Below are 26,071 nucleotides of genomic sequence, written 5' to 3'. Positions count from 1 at the left end.
ATGAAGGTACGACGGTCTTTGAGGGCACTGAAGTCGAAGCAGGGCGCGCAGGTCGTGCGTCGCGGCCGGCGGGTCTACGTCATCAACCGCAAGGAGCCTCGTTTCAAGGCCCGGCAGGGCTGATGACCACCGTCGCGGAAGCGGCCTGGCCGTGGTCTGAGGGTCCTCATCTCACCAACCCGCACCTACAACAGCTGACATAAGCAGGTGGCACCTGCTTATGTCATAGATCGGTCTGACCACAGCAGACCAACGCGTGGTTCCTGGATGGCAAGGCAGGCGTGCATCCCCAGGCGCTGTGACGATGTGCGGCGACCGAAGGCGTCGAGGAGGCGACTCACGCTGCCCGATCAGTCCAGGGTGCGGGGTTGGGCCCCTGGGCCGGGGCGGAAGGCGACTTCGCGTGGGGTGGGTTCGTGGCCGGCTGCGCAACGCAGTACGACGCTGACCTTCTCGCCGCAGTCGCGGTGTTGCGGGACGAGGGGTGGCCCGCCATCCAGCGGAAGGTACGCGTCGCCCCACTGGACCAGCGCGACCAAAACCGGATAGAGGTCGAGCCCGGCTTGGGTCAGCCGGTATTCGTAGCGCTCGCGCTGACCGGGCAACCGGTACGGCTGGCGGCGGAGCAGGCCGCGCTCGATCAGTGCGGCGAGCCGGTCGGTCAGGACCTGGCGGGGAATGTCCGCCCGGGCGCGGATGTCCTCGAAGCGGCGGACGCCGACGAAGATCTCGCGCAGCACGTGGAACGTCCACTTCTCGCCCAGGATCTGCATCGTCCGGGAGATCGTGCAGTTCTCCGTCGACCACCGCATCGCTTCCGGCCTGGTTTGCGGCATGGTGTCCAGCTCACTCATGGTCCGAGGATAAGTCTTCTTGACAGACTCAGCCAGCCCAGGCAACCCTGAATCCGTGAACCAGACTCAGGTGGGGTGCCCGCAGATCCGCACAGCCGGCGAGCCGGACGCGGAGGGACTTGCGACGATGTTGACCGGGCTGGCCGATCACAGCCTGTACTTCCGCTTCCAGACGGCGATCGGCCGTCCACCACGACCGGCCCTGCTGTTGCGGTTGCTCTGCCCGACCGGCGGCGCCTGGGTGGCGACCCGGGACGACTCGATCGTGGGGCACGCGATGTGGGCCTGGGTCGCGAACAGCGCCGAGCCGACGGCCGAACTCGCGGTGGTGATCAGCGAGGCGGAGCAACGCCGCGGCCTCGGAGTACGGATGCTCGCCACGGCCGCGGCTCACGCCTACGACGCCGGCGCGAAGCACTTCCTCTTCGTCGTCAACGCAGCGAACGATCGCGTCGCCAGGATGGTTCGTCGCCGCTGGCCGACCGCCCCGGTCGAACGCGACGGCCCCCTCCTCAACTTCATCGTCCCCGCGGATCCCCAGGGTCGGACAACGGCCGCCTGGACGGCGTTGCCATCGCGCCGAGCACCGGACTACCGTCAGCCTCGTGCCCCCACGGACGCAGTTGCGTCAGCTTGCCGATGAGCAGGCGGCGCTACGGCGGGTCGCGACACTGGTCGCGCGCGGAGCGCCGGCGGACGAGTTGTTCGCCGCAGTGCCTGCCGAGGCGGGGCAACTGCTTCAGGCCGACCAAACGACGATGATCCGGTACGAGTCCGACGGTACGGCGACCATCGTCGCCAACTGGAGAACCACCGGCGGGGCGATGCCTCCGGTCGGCTCCCGGGAACCGCTCGGGGGCAAGAACCTCACCACCATCATCGCGGAGACCCGCCGCCCGGCCCGGATCGACAGCTACGCCGACGCCTCCGGCGGACCTGCGGTGGCTGCCCGGGAGGCGGGTTTCTCGGCGGCGGTCGGGGCGCCGATCATCGTCCAGGGCCGCGTCTGGGGCGCCCTGATCGTCTGCTCGGTCGATAAGCATGCGCTGCCCCTGGACACGGAGGCACGTCTTGCCTCGTTCACGGAACTCGTCGCGACCGCGATCGCCAATGCACGGGCGGAGGCCGAACTTCACGAACTCGCCGACACCCAGGCGGCGCTGCGGCGGCTGGCCACGCTGGTCGCCCGGGGCGAGCCACCGGAGGCTGTGTTCGCGGCCGCGACGAGCGAGGCTCTCCGGCATTTCGGCAGCGGCACCGCCAGGATGATCCGGTACGAACTCGACGGAACGGCGACACTCCTCGCCAATGAAGGCACGACGGGGCCGCACGTGCGAGTCGGGAAACGCTGGGAGGGCTATCCGGCGACCGGGCTGACGGAAACAGTCCTGCGTACCGGCCAGCCCGCGCGCGTCGATGACTACGGCAACGTTCCGGGAGGGGAGCCCTATCTCCGCGAGGGACTGCGGGCCGCCGTCGCCATGCCGATCCACGTCAACGGCCGACTCTGGGGAATGATCGCGGTCGGGTCAGGGCAGGGGCCGCTGCCGCTCGACACCGAGGAGCGGATGACTGCGTTCACTGACCTGGTCGCCACCGCGGTCGCGAACGCGCAGAACCGGTCGGAGCTCCTCAGCTCCCGGGCGCGGATCGTCGCGGCCTCGGACGATGCCCGGCGACGGATCCAGCGCGACATCGACGACGGTGCACAGCAAGACCTGGTCGCACTGGCACTCAGGCTGCGTTCCGTGGCAGCGGCACCAAGCGACAGTGGTGATGACATCCGAACCGAGCTCACGGACGTGGCCACAGCACTCCTCGGGGTGATCGACGAACTGCGAGAGACCAGCCGCGGCATTCATCCGGCGATCCTCTCCAGCGCGGGACTCAAGCCGGCACTGCGAGCACTCGCGCGGCGCTCGGCCGTGCCCGTGGAGCTGGACCTGCGGCTCGACGGCCGGCTGCCCGAGCCACTCGAGGTGGGCGGCTACTACGTCGTCTCGGAGACGCTCACCAACGCGGCGCAGCACGCCCGTGCCTCGCTGGTCGAGGTGGAGGCGGAAAACTCCGGCGGCACGCTGAGGCTGTCCGTACGTGACGACGGCATCGGCGGCGCCGACCCGCGCTTGGGCTCAGGGCTGATCTGGCTGAGGGACCGCGTCGAGGCGCTGGGCGGCACCTTCACCCTGCACAGCCCGGCGGGCGAAGGCACGACGGTGAACTGCGAGCTTCCGGTCAGCCCGGGAGGTCTGTAACCCCTGTTCGCTACCGCTGAGCCCATTAATCAGACCGCCCGTCGACAAGGGAACAGTCGGCATCTTGAGCTAGTAATACGCATGGTTTAACTTTCTGGCGCCGCCCGGCGACAGGGCCTTCCAGGGGCCCGTTCCGCACCACCACGGAGGTCGCTCATGCACGCCCGTTCGACTGTGTCCCACCGCTCCCGCTACATCAGCACGGTGACTGCCGACCTGCGGCTCACCGCAACCTTTACGCCCGAGAGGTGATTCCATGCTGACCGAACCAGCCCGGCGCTCGGCGCCCCGCAGGCGAGCGCTGCTCATCACGCTCCTGTTAGCCCTGCTGGCCCTCTGGCCACTCGCGCCGGCGGTAGCCGCTCCCCCGACGACGGCGGCGCCCGCCGTCGAGACCGCCCAGCCGGCACCCCTCGGCGCCGAAGTCGTCGCGGTCACGCCGATCGCGGACCGCCTGGTCGACCTGTCCGTGCGGTCGCAGGCCCTCGGCGGCCGGACCGTCAAGGTTCGGCTGCTAACACCCGACGGCTGGAACCCCGCCGATCGCAGCCAGCACTGGCCGACCTTCTGGCTGCTGCACGGTTGCTGTGGGAACTACACCTCATGGTCGGGTACCGACATCGCGAAGATCGACAGCCTCCGCAAGGTCCTGGTGGTCATGCCGGAGGCCGGCTGGAACGGCTGGTACAGCGACTGGTGGAATTACGGCGCGGGCGGAGACCCGGCGTGGGAGACCTTCCACACCGTCGAACTGCAACACCTGCTCGAGCACAACTGGGGCGCCAGCACCAACCGCGTCGTCGCCGGACTGTCGATGGGTGGTCAGGGCTCGCTCCTGTACGCCGCCCGGCACCCGGGCATGTTCCGCGCGGTCGCGTCGTACTCCGGTTCGGCGCACCCACTGCTCAACGACGAGTCGGTGAAACGGATCATGGGCTTCTTCGCCGGCCAGGGCAACGACCCGCTCCGCGTCTGGGGCGACCCGGTCGCCCAGCGCGATATCTGGGAGGCACACGACCCGTACTACCTGGCGAAACGGCTCAGGTCCCTGCCTGTGTACCTGTCGTGCGGCGACGGTACCGCCGGACCATTCGACCCGCCCGGGCGTAGTGACGCCCTGGAGGCCGACTTCAACCGTCAGAACCACGCGCTCGCCGCCGAACTCAACCGCGCCGGCGCCAAGCACCTGACGACCAACTTCTACGGACCGGGCACCCACGGGTGGGCGTACTGGCAGCGCGAACTGCACGCTTCACTCCCGATCCTGCTCGACGCACTGGGCGTCGACAGCTGAACCCGAACCGTCCCCGTCACGCTAATTGTGTGACGGGGACGGTCGCTGCCAACTGTCAGCTGAGGCCCTTGAGCAGCTGCCGGGCCATCACGATGCGCTGCACTTGGTTGGTGCCTTCGTAGATCTGGGTGATCTTGGCATCGCGCATCATGCGTTCGACCGGGTAGTCGTGGGTGTAGCCGTAGCCGCCGAGGAGCTGTACTGCGTCTGTGGTGACGGCCATGGCGACGTCGGAGGCGAAGCATTTGGCGGCGGCGCCGAAGTACGTGAGGTCGCTGTCGCCGCGTTCCGAGCGAGCCGCCGCGGCGTACGTGAGTTGGCGGGCCGCCTCGATCTTCATGCCCATGTCGGCGAGCATGAACTGCAGGCCCTGGAACTCCGCGAGCGCCTTGCCGAACTGCTTGCGCTCCTTCACATAGCCGAGCGCATAGTCCAGCGCGCCCTGCGCGATCCCCAACGCCTGCGCGGCGATCGTCACGCGGGTGTGGTCCAGAGTCGACATCGCCGTACTGAACCCGGTGCCCGGGTCACCGATCATCCGGGACGCGGGGATCCGGACGTTGTCGAAGTAGACCTCGCGGGTCGGGGATCCCTTGATGCCGAGCTTCTTCTCCGGCGCACCGAACGACACGCCCTCGTCGGACTTCTCGACCACGAAGGCACTGATGCCCTTCGAACGCGCGGAGGGATCAGTCACCGCGAACACCGTGTAGAAGTCGCTCACGCCGGCGTTGGTGATCCAGCGCTTCACACCGTTCAGGACATAGAAATCGCCGCCGTCAGCTGAGTTGAACACGGCGCGCGTCTTCATCGACACCGCGTCCGAACCCGCCTCGGGCTCCGACAGGCAGTACGAGAACATCGCGTCCCCGGCGGCCACCGGCGGCAGGTAGCGGTCCTTGACCTCGTCCGAGGCCGACAGCAGCAACGGCAACGAGCCCAGCTTGTTCACCGCGGGGATCAGCGAGGTGGACGCGCAGGCGCGGGCCACCTCCTCGATCACGATCACAGTGGCGAGCGCGTCCGCCCCGGCCCCGCCGTACTGCTCGGGGATGTGCGGGGCGTGGAAGTCGGACGCCTTCAACGCGTCGTACGAGGCCTTCGGGAACTCGGCCAGCTCGTCCACGTCACCGGCGTGCGGGGCGACCTTGGCGTCGCAGACGTCGCGCACGGCCTCCCGGATCGCCTGGTGCTCCTCGGACAGCGCGTACAGGTCGAATGAGTTACTCACGAGTCACAATCTACGACGGATCACCCGGCACCGGGACCCGCAGTACTGCGAAAGTGACCAACAGCGCACCGTGAACGAACGCCGGCCATGCTCCGGTCACCAGCTGATAACCACCATCGGTAGAGTCGCCCGCATGACTGAAGGCACGCCCACCAGCGAGCGACCGCTGCGGATCTCCGTGATCGGCACCAACTACCTCGGCGCCAACACTGCCGCGGGGATGGCCGAGTTCGGCTTCGACGTGGTCGGGGTCGAGATCGACGAGCACCGGTTGAAACTGCTCAACGACGGCAAGGCCCCGCTGTACGAGCCGGGTCTGGATCCACTGCTGAAGAAGCACACTGACTCCGGCCGGCTGCGGTTCACCAAGGACTACCGCGAGGTGGCCGACTGGGCTGACGTGCACTTCGTCTGCGTGGGCACGCCGCAACTCGAGGGCAGCGACGCCGCCGATCTGGCCCAGGTGAACTCGGTGGTCGACATGCTCGCCCCGCTGCTGACCCGGCCGTGCCTGGTGGTCGGCCGCTCCACCGTCCCGGTCGGTACGTCGAAGCTCGTGGAGAAGCGGTTCCACGCCGAGGCCCCGGCCGGTGAATCCGTCGAGATCGCCTGGCAGCCGGAGTTCCTCCGCGAGGCCCACGGCGTCGACGACACGCTGCACCCGGACCGCCTGGTGTTCGGCGTACAGTCCGAAGCCGCCGAGGCGAGGCTGCGCGAGGTGTTCGCCGGCCCGATCGCCGAGGGCACGCCCGTCGTGGTCTGCAACCTGCCCACGGCCGAGCTGGTCAAGGGCGGCGCGAACGCCTTCCTGGCAACGAAGATCTCCTTCATCAACGCGCTCGCGGAGATGGCCGACGCGACCGGCGCGGACGTCACCCAGCTCGCGGACGCACTCGGCCACGACAAGCGGATCGGCCGCGGCATGCTGAACGCCGGCCCGGGGTACGGCGGCGGCTGCCTGCCGAAGGACCTGCGCGCGTTCATGGCCAGGGCGGGTGAACTCGGCGTGGAAGAGGTGATCACGCTGCTCCGCGAGGTCGACGACATCAACCAGCACCGGCGGGCGCGGATCGTGGACGTCACCCACGAACTGCTCGGCGCGGAATGGGTGGGCCGGAACGTCACCGTGCTCGGCGCGGCGTTCAAGGCGGGCACCGACGACGTCCGCGACTCGCCTGCGCTCGATGTGGCCGGGCGCATCCAGCTGCACGGCGCGACCGTCACCGTGTACGACCCGGAGGCGATGGAGAACGCCCGGCGGGTTCGGCCCACACTCCGGTACGCCGCGTCCGCGGCCGAGGCCTGCGAGGGCGCTCACCTGGTCCTGCACCTGACCGAGTGGCCCGAGTTCCGCGAGCTGGACCCGGCCGCCTTGCGGGGAGCGGTGGAGACCCCGGTGGTGGTGGACGCCAGGCTGTCGCTCGACGCGAAGAAGTGGCGCGACGCCGGCTGGATCTACCGAGCCCCGGGAAAGCCCTAGCAGGGGTCAGGAAACCGTGGCGTTCCGAAGGACGGGGCGGGTGAGTGCGACGAGTCCGATCAGGGCCGACGCGATACCGATGCCGAGGCAGACACCGGTGATACCCACCCCGTTCACGTCCGCCAGGCTGCCCAGCACCGGGTTCATCACGACGAGCGCGAGGCTCTGACACAACACCACCACGGACTGCAGCCGCGACTGGTACTCCCGCTCGACCGAGTTCATCAGCAGCGGCAGCACGTGTCCCGTGAAGGTCCCGACGCCGACGCCGCTCACGAAGGCAGCGGCGATCGTCAACGGCAACGGGTCCAGCACCGACAAGCCGATGACGCCGACGCTTCCGAGCAGAAGCCCGAGGGCAGCCACCAGGCCCGGGCGGCGGAAGGCACCACGGGTCAGGATGCGCAGCGCGATCACGCCGACCCCGACACTCCGGCAGGCGATCAGCAGACCTGCCGTCGCCGCGTCCCAGCGGTGGTCCCGGGCCAGCAGCGGCAGCAGCAGCGTGTCCATCGGCATCAACAGGCCGGCCGCGATCGTCATCGTGATCAGCAGCGTCCGGGTCAACGGGCGCCCGAACGCCATCTTCACGCCGTCCACGATGGACCGGAACATCCCCGTCGTGACCCGCCCGTGCGGCGCGGTCGTGCCGCGCAGGGAAAGCAGTACGACGATCATCACGGCGAACGTCAGCGCGTCGAAGCCGGCCGCGGCCGTCAGGCCGGACCACCTGACCAGCAGACCACCCACCGCAGTACCGGTGACGGCGAAGACGACCCCGGTCACCTGGAAGCTCGCCAGGGCGCGCGGGATCTGCTCCGGCGGGACGAGGAGGCGGGGCATCGAGCGGGACGAGGGCATGAAGAACGCGTCGATCACACCGACCGCCAGGGCCGTGACGATCAGCAGTGAGACCGTCTCCCCCAGGGCGATGGTCGCCGGAACCAGCGCGGCCGTGAGCACGAACATCGCGACACAACTGGCCAGCAGAACCTTGGGCGCACCGAAGCGGTCGCCTACGGCACCACCGATCAGCAACAGGGCAGCGCGAGGTGCCGCGGCGAGCAGGAGGACCAGCCCGGCGACGCGGCCGCCGTGCTGAGTGGCGGACCATCCGATGGCGAACATCATCGTCAGGTCGCCGAGGAGGGACACGGCAGCACCGAACAGCCAGACCCAGTAACGGGCCGGGATGCTCTGTGTGTCCGAGTCAGTGGGCGGAGTCACGATCGACGACCTTAGACGACAAAGATTGGGATCTCACGGCTACCCGCCCCCGGCCTGCGGAAACCGTTGCACGGTCAGCCTTTACGCAGCTTTGCCGCGCCGTCACGCACAGTAGCGCCCTTGGCTCTGGCCTGCGCGGCCAATGTCTCCTGGAAAGCACTCATCCGCGCCCGCAGCTCCTCGTCGTACGCCGCCAGGATCCGTACTGCGAGCAGCCCGGCGTTGCGGGCGTTGCCGATCGACACGGTGGCGACCGGGACCCCGGCAGGCATCTGCACGATGGACAACAGCGAGTCCATGCCGTCCAGGTATTTCAGCGGCACCGGCACCCCGATCACCGGCAGCGGGGTGACCGCCGCCAGCATGCCGGGCAGGTGCGCGGCCCCGCCGGCGCCCGCGATCAGCACCTTCAGCCCCCGCTCGTGCGCTGACCGACCGTAGTCGATCATCTCCACCGGCATCCGGTGCGCCGAGATCACATCTGCCTCGAACGGCACCCCGAACTCGGTGCACACCTCGGCCGCGGCCTTCATCGTCGGCCAGTCGGAGTCCGACCCCATCACGATTCCCACCAACGCGGTCAAGCCGGGCCTCTCATTCATCGATGGTGCCGGTCAGGTACGCCGCGGCGTGCCGCGCGCGCTCGCGGACTTCCTCCAGGTCGTTCCCGTACGCCGTGACGTGGCCGACCTTGCGCCCCGGCTTCACGGACTTCCCGTAGAAATGGACCTTCAGCCCGGGATCCCTTGCCATGCAGTGCAGCAAGGCATAGTGCATGTCCGCTGTGTCTTCACTGTCGCCGCCGAGCACGTTCACCATCACCGTGTACGGCGCCCGCGCGGCCGGTGAGCCAAGCGGAAGATCCAGTACTGCGCGCAGGTGGTTCTCGAACTGCGAGGTGACAGCCCCCTCGATCGTCCAGTGGCCGGTGTTGTGCGGGCGCATGGCCAGCTCGTTCACCAGCAGCCTGCCGTCGCGGGCCTCGAACATCTCGACCGCGAGGATCCCGACGACGCCCAGCTCGCCCGCGATCCGCAGCGCCGTCTGCTGGGCGCGTGCCGCCTGCTCGGGATCGAGACCCGGCGCCGGCGCGGTCACCTCGACGCAGATGCCGTCCCGCTGGACGGATTCCACGATCGGGTAGGCCACCGCCTGGCCGTGCGGCGAGCGCGCGACGACAGCGGACAGCTCGCGGACGAAGTCGACCTTCTCCTCGGCCAGGATCGGCACGTTCGCCTGGAACGCCTCCGCGACCACCGGGTCCTCGGGCCCGTGCGCGACCCAGACACCCTTGCCGTCGTAACCGCCGCGGGTGGTCTTCAGGATGATCGGGAAACCGCCGATCCGCTTGGCGAAATCGGCGACGTCCTCCTGCGTGGCGACCACCTGGTGGGCCGGCGACGGCGTGTCGATGGTGTCCAGACGCTGCCGCATCACCGCCTTGTCCTGGGCGTGAACCAGGGCGTCGGGGCCGGGCCGGACCTTGATCCCGGCGGCTTCCAGCTCGTGCAGCAGGTCGGTCGGCACGTGCTCGTGGTCGAACGTGACCACATCCGCCTCGGCGGCGAAGCGTCGTACCGTCTCGGGGTCGCGATAGTCGCCCACGGGTGCGTCGGCGACCGCCTGCGCAGCGGAGACGGTCGGCCCCTCGGCGAGCACCCGCAACTGGATCCCCAGCGCGATCGCCGTCTCCTGCGTCATCCGGGCCAGCTGTCCGCCACCGATCATCCCGACCACGGGAGTGCCGACCGGAAGGTCCTTACGCTCGAACTTCACACGCCGGAGCCTAATCTGCGCACCACGGTCCGGCCGGTGCGGGGTTGTAGCGGCGCGCGGCGGATTTCGGCGCGGGACTGGTCGGCAGGTACCGTGGGAAGCTGCCCAGCCGTGGTCCGTGTTCACAGAGAGCCTGCCAGTCCGTTGAAAATCGTCACCACGCTGTACCGCCAGTTCGAGCACTTGGTGCACGAAGTGGCCAAATTCGGTCTGGTCGGACTGATCGGCACGCTTGTGGATCTGCCGATCTACAACTGGCTGGTGTTCGACAACCCGCTGATCTTCGGCTCGGCCGGTCACGGCATGCTGCACGACAAGCCCGTCACGGCGAAGATCATCTCGACAGTGATCGCCACCGTCGCGACGTACCTGGGCAACCGGCATTGGACCTGGAAGCACCGCGAACGCACCGGCCTGCATCGCGAGTACATCCTGTTCTTCGTCCTGAACGGGATCGGCCTCGGCATCGCCGCCGCCTGCCTGGGCTTCTCCCGCTACGTGCTGGACCAGCACAACGCGCTCGCAGACAACATCGCCGCCAACGTGATCGGCCTCGGCCTGGGCACGCTGTTCCGCTTCTGGTCCTACCGCAAGTTCGTCTTCCGCGAAGAGATCGCCCTCGACGAGGCCGAGCACCCGCGAGCCCCCGAGAGCCCCGCCGCCCTGGACCCGGAGTCCACCGGCGACCTCCCCGCCGTCCGCTGACCCAAGTCGTCCAGCTCCCGCCGCAGGCCCTGGACCGACGGTGGCCGGTTCTTCGCCGTGCCGGGTAACGCCTGACACGCCGCCCCGGCCAACCACACCCCCAGCCAACCCGACTTCAGCCTCGACCACGGCCCCGGCCCACCACAGCCCTTTGCGCACTTCCCGGCCGGACACGCCGACCCCACCGCTGACTCCCCGGATCGACCCGCCGCCCCATGCGACTACCCGGCCCGACCCGCCGACCCCACGCGACCACCCGGCCCGACCCGCCGAAAACATGACGGCGGACCGGCGCGTCGAGCCGGGTAGTGAGGGCGCCGCGGCGGGTCGAGCCGGGAAGTCGACCAGCAGGCCGGCCGGTCGAGCCGGGAAGTGACCCCCGACCCCGCTGCCCGGGACGCGGAGTCCACAGGACCGAAATACGACCCCGGCCCACCACAGCCCTGGCGCCACTTTCCCGGCCCGACACGCCGGCCCATCTCGGACTACCCGGATCGACACGCCGGCCCTACCTCGGACTACCCGGATCGACCCGCCGGCCCCACGCGACTACCCGGCCCGACCCGCCGAAAACATGACGGCGGACCGGCGCGTCGAGCCGGGTAGTGAGGGCGCCGCGGCGGGTCGAGCCGGGAAGACGACCAGCAGGCCGGCCGGTCGAGCCGGGAAGTGACCCCCGAGCCCCTCCGCCCGTGACGCGGAGTCCACCGGCGACCTACCCTGCCGTCCGCTGATGCTCGTCAACCGGAACCAAACCCGGCCGGGACCCGGACCCGGACTGACGGTGGCGGGTTCATCGACGGATAACGCCTGATACGCCGCCCGCCAACCACACCACCAGTCCGCCCGGACCGAACTACCACCCCGGCCCACCACTGCCGTGGCACCACTTCCCGGCCCGACACGCCGGCCCTACCGCGACTTCCCGGATCGACACGCCGGCCCCGCGCCACTTCCCGGCCCGACATGCCGGCCCCGCGCAACTACCCGGCCCGACCCGCCGAAAACATGACGACGGACTGGCGCGTCGAGCCGGGTAGTGAAGGCGTCTCGGCGGGTCGAGCCGGGAAGTGACCCGCGAGCCGGCGTGTCGAGCCGGGAAGTGACGACCAGCAGGCCGATCGGCGGGTCCAGCCGGGAAGTGACCCGCGAGCCGGCCGGTCGAGCCGGGAAGTGACGACCAGCAGGCCGATCGGCGGCTCGAGCCGGGAAGTGACCCGCAAGCCGGCCGGTCGAGCCGGTAGGTGACGACCAGCAGGCCGATCGGCGAGTCCAGCCGGGAGGTGACCAGCGAGCCGGCGGGTCGGGGGCGTGGCCGACCAAGAAGTCGGCGGGTCGGGCCGGGAAGTGGGCTCTCGAGCGAGACCACCTCCGGCGTGCTGCCATACCGCAGTGCCGGGGCCTGGTCCGGGACCGCGCCGTGGTCGTAGCGCTGGTCAGCTGGCGGAGGACTCGGCGGGGTGGTCGGTCAGCCCGCCCAGCGCCGTTAGCGGCGGTCGTCGTCCTCCGAGCTGAAGAGGGTGGCTGCGTCACCGCCCGACGACTGGGCACGACGGGGACGCTGGTGTTCCGGCGGGGCCTCGTCGTCGAGGATGCCGTCGCCGGGCTTGCCTTCGGGTCCGCCGAAGAGCAGGTCTGACATCTGCAGATGCATGTGCTCGACGTGCGGGACGTCCGGCAGGATCACCTGGCCGCGCTCGCCGGCCGACTCGATCTGCAGGGTGCCGCAGCCCAGCAGCCGGTCGATCAGGCCGTGTTCGTACGACACGTCGTTGATCCGCATCAGCGGGATGTCGCGGCCGGTCCGGGTCAGGATGCCGTGCCGGGTGATCAGGCGGCGGCTCGTCAGGGTGTAGGTCGAGAAGAACCAGTTCAAGAACGGCTTCGCGCCGAACACCAGCAGCACCAGCAGGCCGACCACCCCGATCGCGATCCGCGCGGGGGTCTGCAGGCTGCCTTGCGGCACGATGGCGGCCAGGAACCCGCCGGCAGCCGCCACCACCAGGAGCAGGAACACCGGGAAGATCAGTGCTTTCCAGTGCGTCCGGGTGCTGACGACGATGTATTCGTCCTCACCCAACAACTTCGCCGAGATCGCCATACCCCCAGTCTCACAGTTCCCGGGGTGACTTGTCCGCAGGCGACACGAGGGGACCCGGTGGTTGAAGACTTCACAAATTGAATACAGTTCGCAAGGATTCGCCGGGGGGTACCGCTACTGGGGGGCAAGACAGAAGGAGCCGTGATGGGCATCTTGTCGGTACTCGATCGGGAGCACACCATCGCGCCCCCGGGATACAGCCGTTGGCTGATCCCGCCGGCCGCCCTGGCAGTGCACCTTTGTATCGGGCAGGCATATGCGACCAGCGTCTACAAGACGTCGATGGTCAAGCATTTCGATGCGAGCCAGACCGCGATCGGGGTGATCTTCAGCATCGCGATCGTGATGCTCGGCCTGTCGGCCGCGATCGGCGGCACCTGGGTCGAACGCAACGGGCCCCGCAAGGCGATGTTCGTGTCCGCCTGCTTCTGGGCCACGGGTTTCCTGGTGGCCGCCCTGGGCATCGGAACCGGCCAGCTCTGGCTGGTCTACCTGGGCTACGGCGTGATCGGCGGCATCGGCCTGGGCATCGGCTACATCTCGCCGGTGTCCACCCTGATCAAGTGGTTCCCCGACCGCCCGGGCCTGGCCACCGGCCTGGCGATCATGGGCTTCGGCGGCGGCGCCCTCGTCGCCAGCCCGCTGGAACGCCAGCTGCTCAGCGTCTACGACAGCAACTACGATCCGAACAACTCCGCATCGGTGGCCGGTGGCGGCGCGCTGGTCGCGTTGTTCGTCACCCTGGGCATCGGCTACTTCCTGATCATGATGTTCGGGGTGTTCAACATCCGCGTCCCGGCCGCGGACTGGAAGCCGGCAGGGTTCGATCCCTCGCAGGTGAAGGCGAAAGCCCTTGTCACGACGGCCAACGTGTCCGCGGCGAACGCGATCAAGACCCCGCAGTTCTGGTTCCTCTGGGTGGTGCTGCTCTGCAACGTCACCGCGGGCATCGGCATCCTCGAGCAGGCCAGTCCGATGATCCAGGACTTCTTCCGCGGCGCGGACGGAAAGTCCACCGTGGCGGTCGCGGCGGCCGCCGGTTTCGTCGGGTTGCTGTCGATCTTCAACATGGCCGGGCGGTTCGCCTGGTCGACGACGTCCGACTACATCGGCCGCAAGCCCATCTACGCGATGTATCTGGGCGTCGGGATGGTCGCGTACTTCCTGCTCGCCACGATCGGCCACAACAGCACAGCGATCTTCGTCCTGCTGGCGGCGGTGATCCTGTCCTTCTACGGTGGCGGATTCGCCACTGTGCCGGCCTATCTGCGGGATCTCTTCGGCGGCTACCAGGTCGGCGCGATCCACGGCCGGCTGCTCACCGCCTGGTCGGTCGCAGGGGTCGCCGGCCCACTCATCGTGAACGGGTTCCTCGACAGGCAAGGCAAACCGGGAACATTGACGGCCGAGGCCTACCGGCCGGCGCTGTTCACCATGGTCGGCGTGCTGGCGGTCGGCTTCATCGCCAACCTGCTGATCCGCCCGGTCGCGGATCGGTTCCATGAGCAGACCAGCACGGCGGAAGCCACGGAGGCAGCGAAATGAACCAGACATCCACTAGCCAGACAGCCCGCCTGGTCATCTCCTGGCTGCTGGTCGCCATCCTGCTCGGCTACGGCATCATCGAAACGCTGATCACCGCGGCCAAGCTGTTCACGGAGTAGTCCGTAGGTGCGTCACATCGCCGGCGGCTAGGGAATGCGGGCCGTCGGCGGTGTCGACCACCAGCCGGCCGTCCGTGTCCAAGCCGGACGCCTTGCCTTCCAGGAAAGTCCCGTCCGGCAACTCCACCCGCACCGACCGCCCGAAGGTCGCAGACAGCTCGCCGTACTCCGGCAGGATCACCTCAGGATCCCCGGCAGCATCTACCCAGGTCTGATAGCGAGTAGCCAGCTCCCGCAGTACTGCGGCCAGCACCGTCGCACGATCCGTTGTGGCAGCACCTTCCAGTGCCAGTGAGGTCGCCGCGGGATGGGGCCGCTCGTCCTCGCGCAGGCTGACGTTCAACCCGATGCCGACGACCACGGCCGGACCGTCCACCCGTTCCAGCAGGATCCCCGCCAGCTTGCGGTCTTCCACGAGTACGTCGTTGGGCCATTTCACCTGCGCCGGGATCTCCCCGACCCGGCGTACGGCTGCAGCGACCGCAAGCGGAACTAGCAGACCCAGCCAAGGCCACCGGACGGCCGGTACAGCCGTAGGGCGCAGCAAAGCCGACATCAGCAAGGCAGATCGCGCAGGAGTCGTCCACGTGCGTCCCAGCCGCCCACGACCCGACGACTGGTACTCCGCCGCAACCAGCAGCCCCTCGGCCGCTCCAGCGCGCGCTGCGGCCGCTACCACCGCGTTGGTCGACTCCGTCTCCGCCAGTACGTCGATCTGGCTCCACAAGGCTCCAGGTCGCACCAGCCGGCTCCGAAGGAACCGCTCATCCAGCGGCGGGCGCTCCAGGTCGGAAAAGCCTGGCATCAGCCGGTGTTCTGCAGGCCGGCAGCAACGCCCGACACGGTCAGTAGCAGCAGTCGCCTGGTGCGCACGATCTGCTCCTCGTCGAGCGAGTCATCTGTCCGCAGCGTCCGCAAGGCCCGCAGTTGCAGGTAGCTGAGCGCGTCCACATACGGGTTCCGCAACTCGACGGCACGGCCCAGCACGCGACGACCGGCCAGCAGGCGGTCCCCGCCGAGCACCTTGAGCACCCACTCAGTGGTGAGCTCGTGCTCATCCAGCATCAGCTGCGTCAGGTCCGGCCGGTCTCCCAGCTCCAGGTAGCGCCCGAGGATGCGGCGGTCCGTCTTGGCCAGCGACATCTCCGCGTTCTCCAGCATCACCTGGAACAGCGGCCAGTTCTTGTTCGCGTCCTGCAGTACGGCGACGTCCCCCACCGCGGCAAGCGCAGAACCCAGGCCGTACCAGCCCGGCGCGTTCACGCGGGCCTGCGACCAGGCGAACACCCACGGGATCGCCCGGAGATCCTCCAGCGAGGACACGGCGACACCACGACGCGCTGGACGCGAGCCGAGCGGCAACTGCCCGAGCTCCTCCAGCGGGGTGACCCGGCCGAACCACTCGGCGAACCCCTCCGCCTTGACGAGCCGGTGGTACGTCGTACGGGCGGCCTCGTCCAGGGTCTTCTCCACCACGGCGAACCGCTGTGCCGCAACGGCCGCTCGCTCTTCCACAGCAGGAGTGGACGCCAGCAGGGTCGCGGCTGTCACCTGCTCGATGTGGCGCAGGGCGATCGCCGCGTTGCCGTAGCGGGCCGGGATCGCCTCGCCCTGCTCAGTGAGCTTGAACCGTCCGCCGACCGAGCCCGGCGCCTGGGCGAGCACCGCGCGGTTCGCGGGACCACCGCCACGACCCAGGGCACCACCGCGGCCGTGGAACAGCGTCAGCCGGATCGCGTTGCGTTGCGCCCAGGCAGTGATCCGCGCCTGCGCGTCGTACAGGGCGAGCGTCGCGGAGACCGGTCCAACGTCCTTGGCGGAGTCGGAGTAGCCCAGCATGACCTCGAAGCGCCGGTCGTTGGCGGTGAGGCGGTGCCGCACCCGGGTGAGCTGGATCGCGTTGTCCAGCACCTCCACCGAGTTCTGCAGGTCCTCGCCGGTCTCGAAGAGCGGCACCACGTCCAGCTCGATCGGCCGGCCGTCCATCGCGGCATCGGCCAACTCGTAGACGGCTGCGAGATCCCCGGCGTTGCGGGTGAAGGACACGACATACCGACGGCACGCCTCCGGGCCGAACCGCTGCTGGATCTGGCCGATCACCCGCAGCGTGGCCAGAACCTCCTCTGTCTGGTCCGACAGCTCGCCACCGCTGAGCACGTCTTCCAGTGCCTTCGCGTGCACCGACGAGTGCTGCCGCACCTCCAGCTCGGCCAGGTGGAAGCCGAACGAGCTCACCTGCCAGATCAGCTGCTGCAGCTGGCCGTACGCCTGCCGAGGCGCACCTGCCGAAACCAGGGAGTCCTGCAGCACCTTCAGCTCATGCAGGAAGTCACCGGACCGCGGATAGCCGAAGTCGGCGTCGCGGGCCCGGGTGGCAGCCAGCCGGCGCGCAGCGAGCAGCAACAACTGGCGGTGCGGCTCGGAGGGCGAGCGGGTCTCGATGTCCGCGATCAGCTCGGGGTTCACCGCGCGCGCGTCCTCGAGGATCCGCCGGACCGGCGCCGAGGGCGGGGTCGTCGACGCATCCAGGGTCAGCGCCCTGCCGAGTTCGTCGGTGGCCAGCTCGAGCGCACGCAGTACGTGATCGGCCTGGATCTGCATGGCCTCGCGGGTGATCGCCGCAGTCACGTTCGGGTTGCCGTCGCGGTCGCCACCGATCCAGGAGCCGAGCCGCACGAACGGCGCGACCACCGGCTGCTTCGTCCCGGCAGCATCACCGGCCAGCGCGTCGTCCAGCCGGCGGTAGACGTTGCCTACGACATCGAACAGGGTCTCCTCGAACACGGCCATCGCCGAGCGGACCTCGTCCAGCGGGGTGGGCCGGCTGGTCCGGAGCTGCGAAGTACGCCAGAGGATGTCGACCTGCTCGACCAGCCGGCGCTGGTTCTCGGCCAACTCGCTGTCACCGGCCCGCGGGTCGTTCCGCTCCTCCAGCAGCGACGAGATCCGCCGGATGGTCGCCAGTACTGCGCGACGCCGGGCCTCGGTGGGATGCGCGGTCAGGACCGGGCGGAACTCCAGGCCGTTGAGCAGGGCACGGGCCTGCTGCTCACCACTGTCGGTCGCGATCTGCTCGACTGCCTGGGCGAGTTCGGACACGGCCGGCGCGTCACCGGCGCGGTCGCGCTCGCGCAGCACCCGGGCGCGGTGGAGTTCCTCGCTCAAATTGGTCAGGTGGAAGTAGCAGGTGAAGGCCCGGGCGACGTCCTCGGCCCGCTCGTGCGGCCACGAGGCGACCAGCTTCTCGGCGCCTTCACCGTCTCCCGCGATGGTGAGTTCCCGCAGCTTCTCCACGTCGTCCAGGAGCGGCTGACCGGCGTACTCGACGAGCACCCGGCCCAGCAGTTCGCCGAGCAGACGCACGTCGGCCCGGAGTTCCTCAGGGACTTCGAAACGTGCGCGGGTTCGGGTGCGGGCGATCGCCTGGCTGCCGGTCTCGGTCACGTTCGCCCACGATATCGGGGGGCACGCTCAATCACCCCCTCAGTCCGACCAGTGAGCGCTAACCGTGACCAAGGGTGACGGTGCGTGGGGGTGACGCGACAGTAACCGCACTAGACGGCACCGAAGCCGCCGCCGACCACCTGGGAGACGACCCTGGCCAGCTGGGCCGGGGTCCGGTCGGTGCCGTCGACGACGAGCATCCGGGCGCAACTCTCGGTCATCGAGGCGAGCATCTCCGCCAGCACCGGCAGGTTGGCATCGGGATCGGTGACGGCTGGCAACGATTTCATCAGGGTCAGCCGAAGGCCCTCGACCAGGAAGGCGCGCGCCGCCCGGACGCGCTCGGCCACCGCCGGCGCGGCGCCGTACTGGGCTCCGAAGACGATCCGCCAGGACTGCGGCGACTTGGCGGCGGTCTCGAGGAACGCCGTCAGGCCTTCGAGCACGTGCTCCTCGGGCGTGCCGACGGTGGGATCGGCAGGCAGCGCGGCCACGATCGAGATCACCAGGTGCTGCTCCTCGCGGGCCAGCAGCGCCAGCAGGAGTTCGTCGCGGTTGGCGAAGGAGTCGTAGACGACGGGCTTCGTCACACCGGCGGCATCGGCCACGGACTGCATCGTCGTACCGGCGTACCCGCGCTCGGAGAAGACCTCGAGCGCAGCGTCCAGGATCATCGGCCGGCGGCGCTCGGGGCCCAGGTGCGCGGCCCGTCGGCGCACCGGATCTTCGGAGCCGACCACTTGACAAACCTACCAGATCGTAGGAAATTCCTACGGTCTGGTAGGAACTGCCGGGGAGGTCTCCGTATGGCCGAGCGAGGCAGTGCGCGCTGGCTGGAGTCGGACGATCTCGGCGCCCTCGGCGTGGCCGAACTGGCCGCTCTGGTGGATCGCACCTCGGAGCGAGAACTCCGGCATCGGCTCATCGGGGGTGTGCGGGAGGTCGCGTTGCGCGAGATCTTTCGCCGGATGCCGGAGTATCTCCGCCCCGCCCGGGCCGCCGGGTTCGACGCGGTCGTCGCCTGGCAGATCACCGGTGCGGGTGGTGGGGGCGTCGACGAGTACCTGATCCGGGTCAGCGACGGCCGGTGCCAGGTGCTCGACGACCACTCGGAGCCCGCCGCGATCTCCGTCCGGACGGATCCCACCACGCTGCTGATGATCGTCACCGGCAACGAGGACCCCGTCATCGCAGTACTGAAGCAGCGCCTGTCGGTGCGCGGCGACCTGGCCCTGGCAGCGCGCCTCACCAAGCTCTTCGCCGTCGGCCCCGGCACAGTGTGAACCACGTCATCCGGCCGGGCGGCCCGCTCCGCGCCCGGGGAAGTTAGGCTGCCCGCTTATGGGAGAGACCGTGAACATCCACACCACCGCCGGGAAGGTCGCGGACCTGGAGCACCGGCTGGACGAGGCCGTGCACGCCGGGTCCGAGCGCGCGGTGGAGAAGCAGCATGCCCGCGGCAAGAAAACCGCCCGGGAGCGGATCGCGATGCTGCTGGACGAGGGCTCCTTCTCCGAGCTGGACGAGTTCGCCCGGCACCGCTCAACCTCCTTCGGGCTGGACGCGAACCGCCCGTACGGCGACGGCGTGGTGACCGGGTTCGGCACCATCGACGGCCGCCAGGTCTGCGTGTTCGCCCAGGACTTCACCGTCTTCGGCGGCAGCCTGGGTGAGGTCTTCGGCGAGAAGATCGTCAAGGTGATGGACCTGGCGATGAAGATCGGCTGCCCGCTGATCGGCATCAACGACTCCGGTGGCGCCCGGATCCAGGAAGGCGTGGTGTCGCTCGGCCTGTACGGCGAGATCTTCCGCCGCAACGTGCGCGCGTCCGGCGTGATCCCGCAGATCTCCCTGATCATGGGCCCCTGCGCGGGTGGCGCGGTCTACTCCCCCGCGGTGACGGACTTCACCGTGATGGTGGACGAGTCGTCGTACATGTTCATCACCGGCCCGGACGTGATCAAGACCGTCACCGGCGAGGACGTCACCCAGGAGGAGCTCGGCGGCGCCCGGACGCACAACACCAAGTCCGGCAACGCGCACTACCTGGGCAGTGACGAGGAGGACGCGATCGACTGGGTCAAGGCCCTGGTCGCGCACCTGCCGCAGAACAACCTCGAGGACCCGCCCGCCTTCGACGAGCCTGCCGACCTCGAGCCGAGCGAGACCGACCTGGCGCTGGACACCCTGATCCCGGACTCGCCGAACCAGCCGTACGACATGCACACGGTGATCGAGTCGGTCATCGACGACGGGGAGTTCCTGGAGGTCCAGGCGCTGTTCGCGCCGAACATCCTCGTCGGCTTCGGCCGGGTCGAGGGCCGTCCGGTCGGCGTGGTCGCGAACCAGCCGATGCAGTTCGCCGGCACCCTCGACATCGACGCGTCCGAGAAGGCGGCCCGGTTCGTCCGCACCTGCGACGCGTTCAACATCCCGATCCTCACCTTCGTGGACGTGCCGGGCTTCCTGCCGGGCACCGACCAGGAGTGGAACGGCATCATCCGCCGCGGTGCGAAGCTGATCTACGCGTACGCCGAGGCGACCGTGCCGATGATCACCGTGATCACCCGCAAGGCCTACGGCGGTGCGTACGACGTGATGGGGTCCAAGCACCTCGGCGCCGACATGAACATCGCCTGGCCGACCGCTCAGATCGCCGTGATGGGCGCGCAAGGTGCCGTCAACATCCTGCACCGCCGGGAACTCGCCGCGGCCGAGGACGTCGAGACCCGTCGCCAGCAGCTGATCACGGAGTACGAGGACCACCTGGCGAACCCGTACATCGCGGCCGAGCGCGGCTACATCGACGCGGTGGTGAAGCCGAGCGAGACCCGCTCCGAGATCATCCGCGCCCTCCGCCTGCTGCGCACCAAGCGCGACACCCTGCCCCCGAAGAAGCACGGCAACATCCCGCTGTGATGGCCGCCTGCGTCCGAAGAACCGTGGGGCAGACCCCTCGCCTCTTCGGACGCAACCAGATTGGAGTACGCCGATGACCGAGCCCGTACTGCGTGTCGTCAAGGGCGAGCCGACTCCGGAGGAACTGGCCGCCCTGGTCGCCGTCGTCTCCGCCCGCGCCGCCGCCGCAGCCGCTGCCCCGACCTCCGAACCCACCCGCGCCAGCAACTGGGCCACCTACTGGCGCAACGCCCGCCGCCCCCTTCACCCCGGCCCCAACAGCTGGCGTACCAGCGCCCACCCGTAAATCCCCTGGCACAATCGGGAGATGGCCAAGTATGCGGTCAATGACGCGGCTGTGGAGCATGCCCGGAAGTTGATCGAGGGCAGGCAGTATGTGCTCGACAGCGAGTGGGGCGAGGTGCAGCCTGATGCGGCGGCGCAGAACGCGTACCTCGACTCGCACTCGTGGGACCAGTACGCCGAGTGGCATCTCGGGTTGACCGACGGCGCGAACGACGAGACCAAGGCCCGCTACGCCTTCGTGTACGGGGACTTCCGGCGGATCCACCGGACCGGGCTGATCGCCTGCGTCTATCGCGCCTCCGAGTGGCGCCACAAGGACGTCGAACTGGCCGCCCACGACCTCCTCCAACTGTTGGACGCCAAGTCCGGCTGACCCGGGAGCGGTAAGGCCTCAACCGCAGGTAGTGTCGGCCGGGTGACGGACGCAACCACACCGAACAGCCCGATCGACCAGGTCGCCGACCGCTTCCTCGAAGCCTTCGTCGAGCTGTCGCCGACCGCAGCCACCTACATGGGGATCAAGGGCCACGACCACGAACTGCCGGACTACTCGCCGGCCGGGTTCGACGCGCTGATCGAGCTGAACCGCCGGTACATCGCCGAGGCGCAGGCCGTGCAGCCCGGATCCCCGCGCGAGGAGGTCGCCAAGGACGCCTTCCTGGAGCGCCTCGGGCTCGGACTGGAGACGTACGAGGCCGGCGTCCCGCAGTACCAGCTGAACGCGATCGCCTCGGTCCCCGCCGAAATTCGCCAGGTCTTCGACCTCATGCCGACCGCGACCGACAGCGATTGGGAGACGATCGCGATCCGGCTCAACCAGGTCGGCACCGCGCTGGACGGGTTCCGCGACACCCTGACCGAGCAGGCCGCCGCCGGGCGGGTCTCGGCGTTGCGCCAGGTGAACGATCTGGCCGGCCGCATCGCGAGCTGGACCGGCGCGGACGGCGACGACTTCTTCGCCGGACTCGCCGCGCAGGCACCCGAGAGCGTCAAGTCGACCGTCGAGGCCGCTGCCGCCTCCGCACGCAAGGCCTACGACCAGTTCGGCGCGTGGCTGGAGACCGACCTGGCCCCGCAGGCACCGGCGCGCGACGCGGTCGGCCGCGAGGTCTACGAGCTCGCCTCGCGCGACTTCCTCGGCGCGGCCATCGACCTCGAGGAGACCTACGCCTGGGGTTGGGAGGAGCTCGCCCGGATCGAGGACGAGATGCAGACCATCGCGGCTTCGCTCAACGACGGGAACCGCAGCATCGAGGCCGTCGCCGAACTGCTGGACAACGACCCGGCCCGCAAGATCCACGGCAAGGAAGCGTTCCGCGACTGGATGCAGCAGCTCGCCGACGCCGCCGTCGAGGAGCTGGCCGGCACCCACTTCGACATCCCGGACGCGATCAAGCGGATCGAGTGCATGATCGCGCCGACCTCCGACGGCTCGATCTACTACACAGGGCCGAGCGAGGACCTGACCACCCGGCCCGGCCGGATGTGGTGGGCCGTGCCCAACGGCGTCGAGGACTTCGCCACCTGGCGCGAGGTCACCACCGTCTACCACGAGGGCGTGCCCGGGCATCACCTCCAGGTTGCCCAGACGATGCTGCGCACAGATCTGCTGAACCGGTGGCAACGGATCGGCTGCTGGGTCTCCGGTCACGGCGAGGGTTGGGCCCTGTACTCCGAACGGCTGATGGAGGAGCTCGGGTACCTCGAGGAGCCCGGCGCCCGTCTTGGCATGCTCGACGCGCAGGCGTTCCGCTCGGCCCGGGTGATCATCGACATCGGCATGCACCTGGAGCTGGAGATCCCGCGCGACAACCCGTTCGGCTTCCACCCCGGCGAGACCTGGAACGCAGAACTCGGCTTCGAGTTCCTCCGGGCCCACTCGCGGATGGAGACGGAGTTCCTCAAGGCCGAGCTGAACCGGTATCTCGGCTGGCCCGGCCAGGCCCCGTCGTACAAGGTGGGCGAGCGGATCTGGTTGCAGGCGCGCGAGGAGGCCAAGCAGCGCAAGGGATCCGCGTTCGACCTGCAGACCTTCCACCGGGACGCACTGAATCTGGGTTCGATCGGCCTTGACCCGCTGCGCCGCGCACTTGGCCGCCTGTGAACGCGCCTTCCGCCCGGCCTCGTTTCGTGCTTGCGTCGGCGTCCCCGGCGCGTTTGCAGACGCTGCGCGACGCCGGGGTCGAGCCGGAGGTGATCGTCTCCGGAGTGGACGAGGACCACGTCACCGCTGACAGCCCGGGCGACCTCGCCCGCACGCTCGCAGTACTGAAAGCCCGCGCGGTCGTGGCCACTCTGGACGACCACGCGACCGTGCTCGGCTGCGACTCGGTGCTCGAGATCGACGGCGTCGCCTACGGCAAACCCGGTACGCCGGAGATCGCGCGCGAGCGGCTGCGTTCGATGCGCGGCCGTTCGGGGATCCTGCACACGGGGCACTGCCTGTTCGACACCGCGAGCAAGCGGGAGCTCCGCGAACTGGCGTCCACCACGGTCCACTTCGCCGACCTCACCGACGACGAGGTCGACGCATACGTGGCAACCGGCGAACCTCTCGTCGTCGCCGGCTCCTTCACCGTCGACGGTCTCGGCGGCCCGTTCGTCACCGGCATCGAGGGGGATTACCACAACGTCGTCGGCGTCTCCCTGCCTTTGCTCCGCAGGATGCTCGCGGAGGTCGACATCGCCTGGCCGTCGCTCTGGCAGTCACCGAAGCCCTTCGCGTACGACGAGGCCGAAGCAGCCCGGTACGACGAGTCGCGAGGTGGTCTGGAGCGAGCTCATGCCGCGGCGTCGGCTGTTCATGACCTGCTCCCCAAGGGCGGCCGCGTCCTCGAGGTCGGCACCGGCACCGGTTCGGTCGCCGCCGAGCTGGTTGCCCAAGGCAACCTGGTGCACGGCGTGGACCTGTCCCCCGCGATGCTGCACCACGCACGCTTCCGGCTCCCCGGCCACGTCGCCCTGGCGGACGCCACTCGCCTCCCCATCGCGGATCGCCGCTGCGACGCCGTGGTCGCCGTCTGGCTGCTCCACCTCGTGGACGACAGCGAGCCGATCCTTGCCGAGGTAGCCCGCGTACTCCGCCCCGACGGCGTCTTCATCACCACCACCGAGAAGTCCGACGCCACCCGCTATGCCAGCGGCCGCGTCCCTCCCGAGCGCCGCTCCCAGGATGCCCTGACCCACCTGGTGGCCCGCGCCGCGCAGTACGGCCTGACCCTCGACGCCGCCACGTCCTTCGCCGGCCACAACCAATCGCGCAGCAGCGGCCCCGACCCCATCTATCCGATGATCCGTTTCCGCCGCTCCACCCACTGACCTTCCACCGGCGGCTCGTTGTAGCCGGCTAGTCGTCGTTGGTGATGGGGTGGGTGCCGGTGTGGTCGACGCGGAATTTGTAGCCGTGTTTGGTGGTCCATTCCAGGGCGTGGTCGTTCAGGGTGCGGACTTTCCAGCCGCCGTGGGTTTTGATGCGGTGGCTGAGGCGGCCTTGGGGTCGCAGGTTCTTGGTGCTGGTTTGTCCCGGGGGTCCGGTCGGGTCGAACGGGCTGACGTGGTCGAGGTCGGTGCTGGTGGTGGTTTCGAGGGTGCCGTAGGGGAACTGCTCGATCGGGTAGGTGAGTTTGATGCGTTCCCGGATCCGGTGCGGGATTTCGTAGGCGTTGACGCTGACGTGGTCGTTCAGGTCGATCACCGGCTGGACGACGATACGGTCGTGGCCGAGCAGTTCGGCCAGCTTGGCCGCGAACACGGGCCCGAAGGCTTCGACGCGCGCGGTTCCGGCACCGGCGAGCAGGGTCTCGTCGGTGATGTGGACATACAGCTTGATCCGCCCGGGTCTCCGCCCACCGGACCCACCACCACCACCACCGCTGCTGCTGGTGGTGGTGGTGTTGGTGTCGGCGGCGTGTTTGATCGCTGCGAGTTTCGCGGCCAGGTCCTGGCGCGCGGCGGTCTCCAGCCCGTAGACGATGTCCTGGACTGTGCCGGTGCCGGTGCGGCGTGGTGGGGGTGGGTCGAGTGGGTGGGCGGGGTGGCTGGGGTGGGGGGTGTCGCGGTCGGCTTCGGTGTGGGGGCCGGGTTCGTCGGCCAGGAACAACTCGGTGGCCGGTTGCCCGTCCCGGGTCACCTCGTCGACCCGCAGGCCGACGGCCCGCGCGGCGGCGGTGTTACCCGCGGCCGCGGCGTCACGCGAATCCGCGGTGTCGTCCACGTCCGCGGTGTCAGTTGCCCGTGGGGTGTCGCCGGTGCCGGGCGCATCGGCCGGCTGCGCGCCGACGCCGACGCCTGGTTCGCTGTCGGTCTGCGCGGCGTCATCGGCGCCGGGTCCGCTGTCGGTCTGCGCGGCGACGCCGACGCCGGGTCCGCTGCCGACCGGCGCGGCGACGCCGACGCGGGGGCCGTGGTGTACCTGCGGGGTCGCGTCCTCTGCGCCCGGGGCGTCACCTGCTCCGGCTCCCGCGTCCGGCCGGATCCCGTCAGTCGGGCTCGGAACACCCGTCGCCGCCGGGTCGGCGACCGGCCCGAGGTCGTCCTTGGTGGGCGTGCCGGCACCGGCCTGATCGGTCGCCGCGCACTGAGCCGGGCCGCTCTCGGCCGACGCCTCGGGCCCGGCCGACGCCTCGGGCCGGGTCGGCGCCGCAGGTCCGGTCGGTGCCGCGGCCTCGGTGCGGGCCTCGGCCCCGGCCGGGTCGGTGCCGTCGCCGCTGTCGCCGCCGGTGCCGCCGGTGCCGCCGTCGTCGCCGGTGCCGCCGGCGCTGTCGGTGCTGTCGGTGGGGTGGTGGCGGGTGGTGAGGTGTTGGGCGATGTCGAGCAACTGGTGGGCGAAGGCCGGGT

General features: G+C 69.4%; 23 protein-coding genes and 1 pseudogene. 14 read left to right on the top strand and 10 right to left on the bottom strand.

Going from position 1 to position 26,071, the window contains the following annotated elements; translation table 11 throughout:
• Positions 1-123 (top strand): 50S ribosomal protein L36, encoded by a 123-nt coding sequence (locus tag ABD210_RS29545; protein ID WP_344115928.1) that lies wholly within the window; start codon positions 1-3, stop codon positions 121-123.
• A 227-nt stretch (positions 124-350) separates the two neighbouring features.
• On the opposite strand, the gene ABD210_RS29540 is transcribed toward ABD210_RS29545, so the two are convergent.
• On the bottom strand, positions 351-854 hold the full coding sequence (locus ABD210_RS29540; RefSeq protein WP_344115926.1) for a winged helix-turn-helix transcriptional regulator: 504 nt from the start codon (positions 852-854) through the stop codon (positions 351-353).
• A 55-nt stretch (positions 855-909) separates the two neighbouring features.
• Here ABD210_RS29540 and ABD210_RS29535 point away from each other — a divergent pair, with 55 nt between their 5' ends.
• The 3 genes from ABD210_RS29535 to ABD210_RS29525 all read left to right on the top strand — a co-directional run bounded on the left by ABD210_RS29535 (position 910) and on the right by ABD210_RS29525 (position 4,403).
• The gene (locus tag ABD210_RS29535) at positions 910-1,497 is read left to right on the top strand and encodes a GNAT family N-acetyltransferase (RefSeq protein ID WP_344115924.1); all 588 of its coding nucleotides are present in this window, start codon (positions 910-912) and stop codon (positions 1,495-1,497) included.
• On the top strand, positions 1,460-3,109 hold the full coding sequence (locus ABD210_RS29530) for a sensor histidine kinase (RefSeq protein ID WP_344115922.1): 1,650 nt from the start codon (positions 1,460-1,462) through the stop codon (positions 3,107-3,109). The genes ABD210_RS29535 and ABD210_RS29530 overlap by 38 nt, the downstream gene beginning before the upstream one ends.
• A 256-nt stretch (positions 3,110-3,365) precedes the next feature.
• The gene (locus ABD210_RS29525; RefSeq protein WP_344115920.1) at positions 3,366-4,403 is read left to right on the top strand and encodes an alpha/beta hydrolase; all 1,038 of its coding nucleotides are present in this window, start codon (positions 3,366-3,368) and stop codon (positions 4,401-4,403) included.
• Positions 4,404-4,458: 55 nt separating this feature from the next.
• On the opposite strand, the gene ABD210_RS29520 is transcribed toward ABD210_RS29525, so the two are convergent.
• Complete coding sequence (locus ABD210_RS29520) at positions 4,459-5,634, bottom strand: acyl-CoA dehydrogenase family protein (protein ID WP_344115918.1); 1,176 nt, start codon at positions 5,632-5,634, stop codon at positions 4,459-4,461.
• 133 nt (positions 5,635-5,767) lie between these two features.
• Here ABD210_RS29520 and ABD210_RS29515 point away from each other — a divergent pair, with 133 nt between their 5' ends.
• Positions 5,768-7,114 (top strand): UDP-glucose dehydrogenase family protein, encoded by a 1,347-nt coding sequence (locus ABD210_RS29515; RefSeq protein WP_344115916.1) that lies wholly within the window; start codon positions 5,768-5,770, stop codon positions 7,112-7,114.
• A gap of 6 nt (positions 7,115-7,120) precedes the next feature.
• On the opposite strand, the gene ABD210_RS29510 is transcribed toward ABD210_RS29515, so the two are convergent.
• The 3 genes from ABD210_RS29510 to ABD210_RS29500 form a co-directional block, all read right to left on the bottom strand.
• Complete coding sequence (locus ABD210_RS29510) at positions 7,121-8,341, bottom strand: MFS transporter (protein WP_344115914.1); 1,221 nt, start codon at positions 8,339-8,341, stop codon at positions 7,121-7,123.
• A 74-nt stretch (positions 8,342-8,415) separates the two neighbouring features.
• On the bottom strand, positions 8,416-8,943 hold the full coding sequence (gene purE, locus ABD210_RS29505; protein WP_344115912.1) for a 5-(carboxyamino)imidazole ribonucleotide mutase: 528 nt from the start codon (positions 8,941-8,943) through the stop codon (positions 8,416-8,418).
• Positions 8,936-10,117, bottom strand: coding sequence for a 5-(carboxyamino)imidazole ribonucleotide synthase (locus ABD210_RS29500; protein WP_344115911.1), 1,182 nt, complete (start codon positions 10,115-10,117; stop codon positions 8,936-8,938). Before ABD210_RS29500 ends, purE begins: the two co-directional genes overlap by 8 nt.
• A 144-nt stretch (positions 10,118-10,261) precedes the next feature.
• Between ABD210_RS29500 and ABD210_RS29495 the strand changes: the two genes are divergently transcribed.
• Complete coding sequence (locus ABD210_RS29495) at positions 10,262-10,822, top strand: GtrA family protein (RefSeq protein WP_344115910.1); 561 nt, start codon at positions 10,262-10,264, stop codon at positions 10,820-10,822.
• A gap of 1,486 nt (positions 10,823-12,308) precedes the next feature.
• Here the strand turns inward: ABD210_RS29495 and ABD210_RS29490 are convergent.
• Positions 12,309-12,923 carry a PH domain-containing protein gene (locus tag ABD210_RS29490; protein WP_344115908.1) on the bottom strand — a complete coding sequence of 205 codons (615 nt, stop codon included), beginning with the start codon at positions 12,921-12,923 and terminating at the stop codon, positions 12,309-12,311.
• Between the two features lie 144 nt (positions 12,924-13,067).
• Here ABD210_RS29490 and ABD210_RS29485 point away from each other — a divergent pair, with 144 nt between their 5' ends.
• Both ABD210_RS29485 and ABD210_RS29480 read left to right on the top strand, forming a co-directional pair.
• Positions 13,068-14,468 (top strand): OFA family MFS transporter, encoded by a 1,401-nt coding sequence (locus ABD210_RS29485; protein WP_344115906.1) that lies wholly within the window; start codon positions 13,068-13,070, stop codon positions 14,466-14,468.
• On the top strand, positions 14,465-14,587 hold the full coding sequence (locus ABD210_RS29480) for an MFS transporter small subunit (RefSeq protein WP_344115904.1): 123 nt from the start codon (positions 14,465-14,467) through the stop codon (positions 14,585-14,587). The genes ABD210_RS29485 and ABD210_RS29480 overlap by 4 nt, the downstream gene beginning before the upstream one ends.
• On the opposite strand, the gene ABD210_RS29475 is transcribed toward ABD210_RS29480, so the two are convergent.
• The 3 genes from ABD210_RS29475 to ABD210_RS29465 all read right to left on the bottom strand — a co-directional run bounded on the left by ABD210_RS29475 (position 14,577) and on the right by ABD210_RS29465 (position 18,771).
• A complete protein-coding gene (locus ABD210_RS29475) occupies positions 14,577-15,392 on the bottom strand; it encodes a biotin--[acetyl-CoA-carboxylase] ligase (protein ID WP_344115902.1) in 816 nt (271 codons plus the stop codon). The two genes, ABD210_RS29480 and ABD210_RS29475, sit on opposite strands and share 11 nt — an antisense overlap.
• Complete coding sequence (locus ABD210_RS29470) at positions 15,392-18,031, bottom strand: phosphoenolpyruvate carboxylase (protein ID WP_344115900.1); 2,640 nt, start codon at positions 18,029-18,031, stop codon at positions 15,392-15,394. The genes ABD210_RS29475 and ABD210_RS29470 overlap by 1 nt, the downstream gene beginning before the upstream one ends.
• A gap of 110 nt (positions 18,032-18,141) precedes the next feature.
• A complete protein-coding gene (locus ABD210_RS29465; protein WP_344115898.1) occupies positions 18,142-18,771 on the bottom strand; it encodes a TetR/AcrR family transcriptional regulator in 630 nt (209 codons plus the stop codon).
• A gap of 66 nt (positions 18,772-18,837) precedes the next feature.
• Between ABD210_RS29465 and ABD210_RS29460 the strand changes: the two genes are divergently transcribed.
• From ABD210_RS29460 to ABD210_RS29435, 6 genes are all read left to right on the top strand, one after another.
• Positions 18,838-19,314, top strand: coding sequence for an SCP2 sterol-binding domain-containing protein (locus ABD210_RS29460; protein WP_344115897.1), 477 nt, complete (start codon positions 18,838-18,840; stop codon positions 19,312-19,314).
• A 58-nt stretch (positions 19,315-19,372) separates the two neighbouring features.
• Positions 19,373-20,950 carry an acyl-CoA carboxylase subunit beta gene (locus ABD210_RS29455; RefSeq protein WP_344115895.1) on the top strand — a complete coding sequence of 526 codons (1,578 nt, stop codon included), beginning with the start codon at positions 19,373-19,375 and terminating at the stop codon, positions 20,948-20,950.
• A gap of 73 nt (positions 20,951-21,023) precedes the next feature.
• Positions 21,024-21,236 (top strand): acyl-CoA carboxylase subunit epsilon, encoded by a 213-nt coding sequence (locus ABD210_RS29450; RefSeq protein ID WP_344115894.1) that lies wholly within the window; start codon positions 21,024-21,026, stop codon positions 21,234-21,236.
• Between the two features lie 21 nt (positions 21,237-21,257).
• Positions 21,258-21,608 carry a hypothetical protein gene (locus ABD210_RS29445; RefSeq protein WP_344115893.1) on the top strand — a complete coding sequence of 117 codons (351 nt, stop codon included), beginning with the start codon at positions 21,258-21,260 and terminating at the stop codon, positions 21,606-21,608.
• Between the two features lie 42 nt (positions 21,609-21,650).
• Entirely contained in the window at positions 21,651-23,339 is a 1,689-nt protein-coding gene (locus ABD210_RS29440; protein ID WP_344115891.1) for a DUF885 domain-containing protein, read from the top strand.
• A 26-nt stretch (positions 23,340-23,365) separates the two neighbouring features.
• A complete protein-coding gene (locus tag ABD210_RS29435) occupies positions 23,366-24,553 on the top strand; it encodes a Maf family nucleotide pyrophosphatase (protein ID WP_344115890.1) in 1,188 nt (395 codons plus the stop codon).
• A gap of 28 nt (positions 24,554-24,581) precedes the next feature.
• On the opposite strand, the pseudogene ABD210_RS29430 reads toward ABD210_RS29435, so the two are convergent.
• Positions 24,582-26,071, bottom strand: a pseudogene (locus ABD210_RS29430) (hypothetical protein); the annotation flags it as partial.

The sequence above is a fragment of the Kribbella alba genome, assembly GCF_039529635.1.
Lineage (GTDB): Bacteria > Actinomycetota > Actinomycetes > Propionibacteriales > Kribbellaceae > Kribbella > Kribbella alba.
This window is presented reverse-complemented; position numbering and strand designations above follow the sequence as displayed.